The organism is Methanolobus psychrotolerans (assembly GCF_002243045.1).
Classification (GTDB): Archaea; Halobacteriota; Methanosarcinia; order Methanosarcinales; family Methanosarcinaceae; genus Methanolobus; species Methanolobus psychrotolerans.
Genome location: NZ_MBKP01000032.1, coordinates 20,733 through 30,276 on the forward strand (window position 1 = coordinate 20,733; position 9,544 = coordinate 30,276).

General features: G+C 42.9%; 9 protein-coding genes and 1 pseudogene. 4 read left to right on the forward strand and 6 right to left on the reverse strand.

Annotated elements, in window-relative coordinates:
- Positions 1-4: 4 nt before the first annotated feature.
- A complete protein-coding gene (locus BB781_RS10555; protein WP_094228455.1) occupies positions 5-484 on the forward strand; it encodes an NOB1 family endonuclease in 480 nt (159 codons plus the stop codon).
- A 55-nt stretch (positions 485-539) separates the two neighbouring features.
- Positions 540-1,151, forward strand: a complete 612-nt coding sequence (locus tag BB781_RS10560; RefSeq protein ID WP_094228456.1) for an orotate phosphoribosyltransferase-like protein — start codon at positions 540-542, stop codon at positions 1,149-1,151.
- 40 nt (positions 1,152-1,191) lie between these two features.
- On the opposite strand, the gene BB781_RS10565 is transcribed toward BB781_RS10560, so the two are convergent.
- Positions 1,192-3,315, reverse strand: a complete 2,124-nt coding sequence (locus BB781_RS10565; protein WP_094228457.1) for a DHH family phosphoesterase — start codon at positions 3,313-3,315, stop codon at positions 1,192-1,194.
- A gap of 413 nt (positions 3,316-3,728) precedes the next feature.
- Here BB781_RS10565 and BB781_RS10570 point away from each other — a divergent pair, with 413 nt between their 5' ends.
- Entirely contained in the window at positions 3,729-4,493 is a 765-nt protein-coding gene (locus BB781_RS10570; RefSeq protein WP_207205277.1) for a slipin family protein, read from the forward strand.
- Positions 4,494-4,504: 11 nt separating this feature from the next.
- Positions 4,505-5,830, forward strand: coding sequence for an NfeD family protein (locus tag BB781_RS10575; RefSeq protein ID WP_094228458.1), 1,326 nt, complete (start codon positions 4,505-4,507; stop codon positions 5,828-5,830).
- A 6-nt stretch (positions 5,831-5,836) separates the two neighbouring features.
- Here BB781_RS10575 and BB781_RS10580 read toward each other — a convergent pair whose 3' ends face one another.
- From BB781_RS10580 to BB781_RS15750, 5 genes and pseudogenes are all read right to left on the reverse strand, one after another.
- Positions 5,837-7,156: an AIR synthase-related protein gene (locus BB781_RS10580; RefSeq protein WP_094228459.1), complete on the reverse strand. Its 1,320-nt coding sequence runs from the start codon at positions 7,154-7,156 to the stop codon at positions 5,837-5,839.
- Between the two features lie 12 nt (positions 7,157-7,168).
- Positions 7,169-7,777 carry an imidazole glycerol phosphate synthase subunit HisH gene (hisH, locus tag BB781_RS10585; protein WP_094228460.1) on the reverse strand — a complete coding sequence of 203 codons (609 nt, stop codon included), beginning with the start codon at positions 7,775-7,777 and terminating at the stop codon, positions 7,169-7,171.
- Between the two features lie 124 nt (positions 7,778-7,901).
- On the reverse strand, positions 7,902-8,621 hold the full coding sequence (locus BB781_RS10590) for a hypothetical protein (RefSeq protein WP_094228461.1): 720 nt from the start codon (positions 8,619-8,621) through the stop codon (positions 7,902-7,904).
- A 194-nt stretch (positions 8,622-8,815) separates the two neighbouring features.
- Positions 8,816-9,193, reverse strand: coding sequence for a DUF2283 domain-containing protein (locus BB781_RS10595; protein WP_094228462.1), 378 nt, complete (start codon positions 9,191-9,193; stop codon positions 8,816-8,818).
- A 137-nt stretch (positions 9,194-9,330) separates the two neighbouring features.
- A pseudogene (locus BB781_RS15750) lies at positions 9,331-9,544 on the reverse strand (IS1634 family transposase); the annotation flags it as partial.

Here is a 9,544-nt window from a genome sequence, read left to right on the forward strand (position 1 = left end):
CTATATGGAATACTACATTGCGGATTCTGCAGTCTTCATAATGGGGACAGGAATCGAACCCTACAGGATGATAACAATCCCTTCGGTTGTAAATGAACTCAAAAGCAATGAGGCATCCATGCGTTTTGAGCTTGCCCGCGAAAACGGGGCACGTGTGGAGATGCCAGATGAAAGGTTTCGTGAAAAAGTCCTGGCCATTGCAAAAAAAACAAGAGACTGCGATGAGTTATCGGTAACTGACATTGATATTCTTGCCAAGGCCCTTGAGTATAAGGATAGTTCAGTACTTCTTTCTGATGATTATGCCGTTCAGAATGTTGCCAGGGTTCTGGGTATAGAAGTGAAGCCCGTGGCCCAGAAAAAAATAAATGATGTGCTGGTATGGCAAAAGGAATGTGTGGGTTGTCGAAGACGTTTTGATTGCGGTGATGTATGTCCGGTTTGTGGTTCTTCACTTAAGAAAAGGCGTAAAAGAAAAATATAACATCTCTATTGTTATATAACAAATTACAGGTTAAAAATGAACATGCGGGATTCATATGAAGAATATTGACAAATTGATCCAAAAAGCCCTTGAATTGCAGGCAAACGGCCTTGTTACAAGGCAAATTGCAGATGAACTTAACGTTTCCCGGGAAACTGTCACGTGGTTGCTTACCCGTGCAAAGAAGGAAGAAACCTCCCCGGCACCTAAGGATATATCAGTTAATTGGAGCAGTATAGGGAAGAGTGCATACAGGATGCGTCATGTTGGGATTGCCATGTGTGACATGATACTTGATACTGTGGAAGACACTGGCAATGATATTGACATGGTGGTTGGTATCGGTCTTAGCGGTGTTCCTCTTGCAAGTCTTATGGCAGAAGAACTCGATACTGAATTATCAGTATACCATGCCTACAATGAGCACGGCGATGAAACCAAGGTAAATGGCTCATTTAGCAGGAACTTTGCAGGCATCAAAGGAAAGAAGTGTGTCATAGTAGATGATGTCATAACCACCGGTGCCACTATGAATGATGTTGTTAACCAGCTCAAAAGCTCAGGTGCAAAGCCGGTTGCAATTGCGGTGCTTGTGGATAAGACCGGTTCTGAGTCATTGTCTGAGGTCCCTGTACATGCACTTGTGCGCATAGTCCGTGTGGACTAAAAAAACTTTTAAAATTTTTAATACAATTTACTGGTAGGAGTTATTCAACTCCTACTGATCCTACTTTTTCCGCAAGCTTTGAGAGCACTTCTGTGCGCATGCCTTCTACGAATTTGATGCTTCCAACTACAAGGTGTCCTCCACCATTGACTCCACCACCTTTGATTTCCTCATAGAGTTCCCTTACCATTAGGGGGATATTCATTTTGACACCCTTTGAGCGGATGACTGCAAAGTCAGGTCCGTATCCTATGGTTATAATTGGTTTATCCACAAACTTCTTGCATAGTCTGTCGTGGACTTCACCCGATGTCTTTCCCGGTGGTGGGAATGTGAATGTGTGGGCATAGTTCTCCACATCCAGCACATTGAGGATTGCACCATTTGGAAGTTCCCGAGATTTTACATGTGCCATACAGACGTCTATCTGTTCGGCTATCATCTCGTTTGCCTGTTCGCAAAGCACGTTGACAAGGTTCTTGTGTATCACATGGTCACCAAAGTCCAGGATATCGTCAACGATACCTTTTCCGGTGTTGAACTTCAGCCAGTAAGCTGCAAAGTCAAGGGCAAGTGCCATATCCTTCAGGTTTTGCAAGGTATATTTGTCAGATACCAGTTCTATGTATCTCTTTGCTTCTTCTGCTTCTGAGCGGTCTCCAAGAGCAGCTACTGCAGGGAGGTGTCTAATCTCTTTTTCCACGTTGACATTTATCATGCGTGCTACCTCGGTACAAAGCATACCTGCTGTCATACCGAAATCTCCTCCAACATGTGCCGGATTAACATGGGTTAGCAGGTATTCATCGACCTCATCGTCGGGATGGTGGTGGTCCATGACTATCATCTGGATGCCGTATACCTTTGCCTGCTTCATTGCAGCCACGTTCTCTATAGAGGATCCATTATCCACACTTATGACAAGTGGCATCTTCTGTCCATGTCTTACCACATCTTCAAGGGCAAAGCCGATATCGCGGACGACATCCGTCATCTCGTAGAACGGTGCCTTTGAAGGTGCACGTTTGTAGAAGTAATATTCCCCGTCAGCTCCATTAACTTCTTTTATGAGGGGGATGATGGCTTTTTCAATGGCCATGGCCGCAGTCATACCATCGGCATCGGCATGGTGGCGCAACAGGATAGGTGTGGATTTAATGATCGCTTTCCTTATTTCCTTTGCAGCCTTCTTCATGATCGGTCTGAGTTTCTCAAGAACTTCACTCTCAACCATGTATTCTATATCGTAGGGTTCTGCCCTTCGGTCAATTGCAGCTTCGATGCGCTGGAGTATTTCGGCTTCTTTTGGCCCGGTGAGTCTTTTGAGGCTCTGGATCTCAAGCTGAACACTACCGCCACGTGAAGTAATCTCTCCGGTGGCTGTAACTATCATATCCGAGTTTATCTGAGGATACGCCCTTTCACCTGCACTCTCAAAAGCAGCACCTGATACCTGCCCGGTTTCATCAGCAATGGTAAAGATGGTTGGTCCTGCAGTTTGCTTGACCTGGATGACCTCACCTTCTATCCTGACCTTCTGGCCTACCATCTGGGAAACTTCACTTGCCAGTTTTGTTGGTAGGTCCTTTTCAATTTCCACGGTCTGGTACTCTTTCAGCTTGCGTGGCACCAGGTCCATCTTTCCTCTTGGTTTTATCTCCTTAAGACCTACTATCACGGCTTCTCCTACTTCTAATGGTTCCTTCATGTTGCTGGAATGTACCAGTCCCCGAAGGTTGGAATTAAGGTCGACGAAAACACCGAACTCTGCAATGTTCCGGACAACTGCGTGGTACATTTTGCCAACTTCAAGTTCATCAAGGGTACATGAATTGTCAAGCTTGTAAACTATCTGTTTCTTTGCACATGAGGAACAGACCTCATCCCCTTCATAGAGTCTGTCCATTTCTGTACCGCATATTTTGCACTTATAAAAAGTACCTTTTCCAGAGCATGTTGAACATGTTTCTCTGGTTTCCAATTCTCCGGTTCCTTCGCAGTTATTGCAGGAAGAACCGTTTTTCAAAAAATTAGCCATATCTTTCTCAGATAGCTTCATGAAGTCTACGGACTTTGATTTACCAGTCCCTTTGCATTCAGGGCATTTGGCAGTGCCAGTGACACTATAGCCTTTCCCATTGCAATCTGTACATTTCTCGCTCATTGTATCTAGTGTTAGATAGTATATGTAGGATTTATGTGTTTGCTTGTGCCCAGTGAGCCAAAAGGGAACTCATATATATCTATCCGACTTATATATTCATCGATTGACTGCTATTTTTTAAATGAGTTTGAAATTATTAACATCAAAATCAATCACATTAATAAACGATAAACGAGTTCTACTATTTGTTGGGTCTGAAGTGTTATTTCAATAATAACAACATGCTTTCATGCTTTCGTGTACATCCCCTCAAACAAGAATTCAGACCCAGCCCTCTAAATCTCCAGTTTCTTTTTCTTTGCGTAATTTTCTTCCTGTAAATCTCAAATAGCTTCTGTCCGCTTACCGATATATTATTAATATGTAAGTTCTTTATATATGTTGTATTTAAAAATCTTCAGGAGAGTGGTTTCATGGCTTTGATCGATTTTATCTTACCTTTAGCTATTGTAGCAGTCTTTATACTGTCCAAAGCAGTCAAGATAGTAAATGAATATGAACGTGTAGTTATCTTCCGTCTGGGAAGATTAAGCGGTATAAAAGGTCCTGGTCTGTTCCTGATCATACCTATAATTGATACCGTTGTGAAGATCGACCTGCGTGTGGTCACGATCGATGTGCCAAAACAGGCAGTTATAACCCGGGATAATGTAACAGTAGCTGTTGATGCTGTTGTCTATTATCAGGTAATTGACCCTTCAAAAGCTGTCAATGAGGTTGAAAACTTTAAATATGCAACTTCTATGCTTTCACAGACGACCTTGCGTGATGTTATTGGCCAGATAGATCTTGATGATGTACTTTCAAAAAGAGATGATATCAACAAGAGTATTCAGGAGTTGCTGGACATTTCCACAGACCCTTGGGGTATCAAGGTTACCAGTGTTACTCTCAGGGATGTAAGTATCGACGATACGATGTTGCGTGCCATTGCAAAGCAAGCAGAGGCAGAGCGTGAGAAGCGGTCCCGTATCATCCTTGCAGACGGTGAGTTCATTGCAGCTACGAAGATGAAAGACGCTGCACGTCTGTACGAGGAAGTGCCTGTTGCGATCAAGCTCAGGGAGCTCCAGACCTTTGCTGAAATTGCAAGAGAACGGAACATGGTCATCGTAGCCAACTCAACCGATATTGGGGCAATTGCAGCCATGTCCAAAGCCTTTGCTAAGAAAGAGTGAATGGAGGAAACATGAGATACAAGTGCCGGTCATACCTGAGCACTTTTCTTTTTTTTATATTGCTCTTATCCCTGTTAACAGGTCTTGCATTCGCTGCCGAACAGAAGGTACTGGTGCTTGAGATATCAGGTTCCATTACTCCAGTCTCAGATGACATTGTAGCCGATGCCATTGCCTTTGCAGAGAACGACAATTATGAAGCTCTGGTAATAACGCTCAACACTCCTGGTGGAGGGCTGGATGAGACCCTTAACATCATTGAGCAGATAGCTGCAACCGATGTCCCTGTGATTGGATATGTCTACCCAGAAGGTACGAAAGCCTGGTCTGCAGGCACCCTTATCCTTATAAGTACGGACATCGCTGCAATGGCGCCCTATACTATTATAGGTTCGGCACAGCCTGTTACCGTAACGCCAAGCGGGAGTGAACCTGTTGAGGACACAAAAATAATTAATGCTCTTGTGAAGAGAGCTACGGAAAATGCGAAGAAATATGACCGCAACCAGACAGCAGCGGAGGAGTTCATTACAAAGAACCTGAACCTTGACGCAGATACAGCTCTTGAATATAATATTATAGAGTATGTTTCTCCTTCTATAACGGACCTAATGTCCCAGGTTGACGGACAAGAGGTGAAAGGAAGAGTTCTTAGCACCGAAAATGCGGAAATAACCTATTACGAACCGTCTCTTCGTCTTGCATTCATGAATATCATCTCCAATCCGATAGTATCCTCTCTACTCTTGCTTCTTGGAGTCTATGCAGTGATACTGGGGATATCAAACCCCGGTTTTGGAGCAGAGCTTTTCGGCATAGTTGCTATTGCTCTTGGGCTCATAGGCACTGGCTTTGATGTGAATATCGGTGCATTGTTCCTTATAATTGTAGGTGTCATCCTTCTTGTGCTGGAATTCCAGGCTCCGGGTTTCGGTGTTTTCGGAATTGCGGGTCTTATATGCATAATTGCTGGCAGTGTGCTGCTAGCTCCTACGGATTTCCCCCGCAACTACACTCCGGCAGAATTCCAGAGGACGCTGATAATATCTGTTTCAGCACCGACTATCATCCTGGGGCTTTTCCTGGTTTTTGTCATTTACAAGATATTTGAGGTCAGAAGAAAAAGACCTCTGTTTGGTGAACTTGTCGGTGACAGTGGGCAAGCAATTGAATCCATAGGCAATGGTCAGGAGGGTTATATTCTCCACCGGGGACAACACTGGAAAGCACGCTCTTCAGACTTAATTGATAAAGGTGATAAGGTAAAGATACTTGAAAAAGACGGCGTGGTGCTTGTAGTTAAAAAATTAAAAGATGAGCAGGAGTTAGAAAGGTAGACCTTTCTATTTCCTCTTTACCATTTCTATTACACGCCGCTTCTTTTCGATTGAATTGAGCGCGGCCTTATCAATTGCGTTTTTCATTTCTTCAAAATTCCGGGGATTTTCGTCGCCTATCATCTTCTTGATGGGTGTGTATGCCGATTCCCTGAAGCGTGGTGTGAAGTCCCGGACCTGTCCGTCAATTATTATTTCAGCTCCGGTGCCTTCCACTACTTTTCCTATGATCGCGATGTCCACGTCTGCGCTTCTGATGGTCTTCATTATATCTTCAGCGTATTGTTCAGGTACAATGATAAGCAAAGCATCAAGGGATACTCCCATGTAGTCTATCTCAAGGGATTCAAGCATTCTGAGGACTACCGGATTGACGAGTTTCCTCATATGCTTTTCCTCGAACACGAGTTTGACGCCAGCAGTCCTGGATATCTCCTTTGCATCCCCCCGGATGCCACCGTTTGTGACATCGGTCATTGCGTGGATGTTCTTCACAAGGCCGGAATCCAGAAGTTTTTCGCATGCCTCCAGGAACTTTATGTTTATCGTTTCGTTCACAACGGCATGCATTCCGTAATAGAGAGCTGTGGTGGATATGGTTCCGCCACCGGCTCCTTCGGTCATGAGTATGACATCTCCGACCTTTGTCTGCTCACGTGATGTAAGGTCTGATGAAACTCCAACAGCACCGACTCCTCCCGTCATGCGCTCGCCTATTACCATGTCGCCGCCAATCCTCAGGGTGCTGCCTGTTATGAGCGGTATGCCCGAAAGTTCTGAAACCGTGGTTATGCCTGCTATGTGGTCAAAGACCTTGCCAACATCACCATCATCTGCTACATGGATGTCTGAGAGCATTGCCACGGGTCTTGCACCCATGACATATATATCACGCAGTGCTGCCCTTGCAACATGGAATCCTGCAAGGAATGAATAATCGCTGAGTCTGGAGTGCATCCCATCAACGGTGAGGATGATGTATTCTCCTCCGTTTCCTTTCACCACACCGGAATCATCAAGGTGGGTGGTGTCAACGACGGCACTGGTCTTTCCTATGACCTCTGCTATTTTTTCATGAGTGTAAAAGTCTCCAAGACCTCTTGAGCCAACACCGAATTCTCCCATTGTTACACCGGATACGGTGGGTTCAAGTATATCTCCCTTCAGATTGAGAGTTGCCCTGGCTTCGGTGATGGTTGCCTGTGCAAGCTTGCGTGCATGCTCCGGGCTTGTCCTCTTTACTTCAAGTATCCTGGCGGTAAGTTTGTCTTCTATGTCAGGCTCGTTGTTTTTAAGCCCCCGTTTTGCGTAGCCTTCAATATCCATATTTTCATCTCTTTAGCACATAGCAACAAAATTCTTCAGCATTTTAAGGCCCACATCACCGCTTTTTTCAGGGTGGAACTGGGTTCCTATGACATTGCCTGCATCATTGACAACGGCAGCTGCAAAGCCTGTACCGTACTGGCATGATACGAGCGTGTTCTTCTCTCCGGTGTCCACATAGTATGAGTGGACAAAATAAACAAAGGAACCATCATGTATACCTTCAAAAAGAGGGTGCTCTTGTGTGATCTTAATTGAGTTCCATCCCATGTGAGGAACTTTAAGGTCGGAGTGCGGGAACCTGAGTACCTGACCCTTTACAAGGTCAAGACCTTCTGTGAGGCCGCCTTCCTCTGATGTGCTCATAATCATCTGCTGTCCCAGGCAGATACCAAGCATTGGCTTGCCGGAAGCAACATACTCATCGATAGTGTCTCTTAGTTTCTCTACATTCTTCATTGCGTCCCTGAATGCCCCAACTCCCGGAAGGATCACCCCGTCAGCACTTTTTATCTCTGCGGGATCACTTGATATGAGTACGCTGGCGCCCGCGTGTTCCAGTCCCTTGCGAACACTCCTGAGGTTGCCAAGTCCGTAATCGATGATGACTATCTTCTTCATGTGTGAATTAAAGAATGGTTTTGGTACATGAATGTAACGATTATTGATTGGTTTATGGAAATCCAGAAATCAGTATTCAATTTGATAATTTGCATTTGATACGCTTTGTCGAAAATTTGGATTATTAGCTGTTATGCATCTCATATAATTCCCTTTTCAATTGCTCTATTTCTTCTGGTACGTTCATCTCTAGATTTTGCATTATTTGTTTTAGTTCATCCAAGGTAATTCTGGACTGTTTATTTTCAAATTGAATATGATTGGTCAACTTTCCAAAATGAGATCGTGTGTTTTCAGTCGCAAGATGTTCATAAAATATCAAGTCGTTCAGTAGAAGTGTGGGATTATCAACTTGTTTCACTCGGAAATTTGGTGCTGCATTGCTACTTACATCCTTAATTGACTCAAATGTTAGATGTTTATACCCCCCATTTATCACCAATTCTATCTCTAGTTCATATGCCAGAATTCTACGTAGAGGATTGTAGAATTTTTCTAGCTTCTTTTCTACATGTGCAATTTTTCTGTCAACTTTACTTTGATTTGTTGCATTCTGACTTTCTTTGACAATACTATATGTTAAGATAACGTATATTCCGGTTATTGAAATGAATAGTATTGTGGTAGACGAGCTAAGCAAGCCTGAGCTTGCAATTTTATCGGACCCTAACATTATCTGAATCCATGGCATAAGTCCTACAGCTACAGATGATATCGCTAGTAAGGCTACAAAAAAGATAATTGAAGACTGAACTACAATACGTACATATTTAACCAATTTTTGAGTTTCTATGCATCGCAAACAATCGATAAAAGCCTCTTTAAGCTCACCAACACATCCCATAGTTCTTGATATCTTTTTAGCACTATTTCTACTTTCCTTTATGGTCTATTAACAAAATTCAACTTGTATACACTTCTTAATCATAGTTGGTTAATTGATTAAGTATAATGTTTTAATTTTCCAGTGAGTAAAAAGTCTATATTGTATAGGATAGTGGAAGAATATTTGGTTAGCCATTTTACGACTTCACTAATTTACATTCCAACAGCCAGTGAATCCGATCCAACAGGCAAATTCATAATATTGAGTGCAGACGCAGCAGCTTCACGTAAGACTTCCGCATTTCTTTTTCCAACACGCATGGTCATTTTCAGATCTATAACCTTAGGTGAAATATCCATCTGTACATTCAGCTTCTTGTAGTGCTGAACATCATATTTTGATATCCCGAACTTCTTGGAAGCATCAAGGATCTCAATACCCATTATAGAGTTATCTTCTCCTATATCCAAAATGATTCCATCTATGTCTATAGATGATTTGTATTTCACATCTTTTGAATATGCGAAAAAGCTGTCATTTTGAACATCATAATCTGATGCTGCTTCACGCTTGATCCTGCGTTCGCTCATCTTCTCTCACTTTTTTACTGGATGGTTCTTTGAAGCATGTTACCAATGAAAATTTAATCGGATTGTATTCTTTTATTCCAAAGATTACACTGAGATCGTATTTTTCACTATATCTATACAACCTGACTTCCGCTTTTTTAAGCGCATAATTCCATTTTCCCCAATATCTCCTTTTGCTTCCTTGTGAGTTCTGTAACGATCACTTCCCCATTCTGCATTTCGATTTTCCTTATCTTTTCAAGCTCTAAAAGTAAACTTTCTACTGTATGGTCTTCGATAATACCAGTTTCCTTCATCATTTTCAGTAACCTCATTCTGATCATCAGTCCAATGAAGCAGATGAAAATGAAT

Bases quoted from the DNA above. Each gene is read 5' to 3' on its own strand.
- BB781_RS10555 (WP_094228455.1), top strand. From the start codon at position 5: ATGGAATACTACATTGCGGATTCTGCAGTCTTCATAATGGGGACAGGA.
- BB781_RS10560 (WP_094228456.1), top strand. From the start codon at position 540: ATGAAGAATATTGACAAATTGATCCAAAAAGCCCTTGAATTGCAGGCA.
- BB781_RS10565 (WP_094228457.1), bottom strand. From the start codon at position 3,315: ATGAGCGAGAAATGTACAGATTGCAATGGGAAAGGCTATAGTGTCACT.
- BB781_RS10570 (WP_207205277.1), top strand. From the start codon at position 3,729: ATGGCTTTGATCGATTTTATCTTACCTTTAGCTATTGTAGCAGTCTTT.
- BB781_RS10575 (WP_094228458.1), top strand. From the start codon at position 4,505: ATGAGATACAAGTGCCGGTCATACCTGAGCACTTTTCTTTTTTTTATA.
- BB781_RS10580 (WP_094228459.1), bottom strand. From the start codon at position 7,156: ATGGATATTGAAGGCTACGCAAAACGGGGGCTTAAAAACAACGAGCCT.
- hisH (WP_094228460.1), bottom strand. From the start codon at position 7,777: ATGAAGAAGATAGTCATCATCGATTACGGACTTGGCAACCTCAGGAGT.
- BB781_RS10590 (WP_094228461.1), bottom strand. From the start codon at position 8,621: ATGGGATGTGTTGGTGAGCTTAAAGAGGCTTTTATCGATTGTTTGCGA.
- BB781_RS10595 (WP_094228462.1), bottom strand. From the start codon at position 9,193: ATGAGCGAACGCAGGATCAAGCGTGAAGCAGCATCAGATTATGATGTT.